Below are 742 nucleotides of genomic sequence, written 5' to 3'. Positions count from 1 at the left end.
TCCAGATGCAGCGTGCGCGCGATTTCCGGCATGTCGGCGCGGCCGTGGTACGGCGCCATCGCGAGCGTCTCGATCAGGCCGGCCATCAGGTTGGTCGACACCTGCGGCAGCCAGCTGCCGAGCTCGAGCCCCTTCTTCGTCGCCTCGCCGGTCTGGCGTGCGGTCATCTTCGCGTAAATGTCGTCGACGAGCTTGCGGAAGGCCGGGTCGAGACGGTTGCGCGGATGCTTGAACGGCACCTTGATCTCGGCGATCACGCGGCCCGGGTTCGACGACAGCACCAGAATCCGGTCGCACATGAACACCGCTTCCTCGATGTTGTGCGTGACGATCAGCACCGACTTGATCGGCATGCGGCCTTGCGTCCACAGGTCGAGCAGGTCGGTACGCAGCGTTTCGGCCGTCAGCACGTCGAGCGCCGAGAACGGCTCGTCCATCAGCAGAATCGTCGGGTCGACGACGAGCGCACGCGCGAAGCCCACGCGCTGACGCATGCCGCCCGACAGCTCGCGCGGGTAGGCGTTCTCGAAGCCGTCGAGACCGATCAGGTCGATCGCGGCGAGCGCGCGTTCGCGCCGCTCGCGCGCGCCGACGCCGAGCGCTTCCAGCCCGGCTTCCACGTTCTGCAGCACGGTCAGCCACGGGAACAGCGCGAAGGTCTGGAACACCATCGCGACGCCTTCGGCCGGGCCGGTCAGCGGCTTGCCGAGGTAGGTCACTTCACCGCCGGTCGGCTCGATCA

General features: G+C 67.7%; 1 protein-coding gene. It reads right to left on the bottom strand.

Annotation, left to right across the window (positions count from 1 at the left end; genetic code table 11):
* Positions 1-742, bottom strand: a 742-nt coding sequence (locus WS46_RS08895; protein WP_156443103.1) for an ABC transporter ATP-binding protein, incomplete at both ends; no start/stop codon positions are given.

The organism is Burkholderia sp. RF4-BP95 (assembly GCF_001521985.1).
Taxonomy (GTDB): Bacteria; Pseudomonadota; Gammaproteobacteria; order Burkholderiales; family Burkholderiaceae; genus Burkholderia; species Burkholderia diffusa.
Note: the sequence above shows the minus strand (reverse complement) of the source record. Positions and strands in the feature narration are given on the sequence as shown.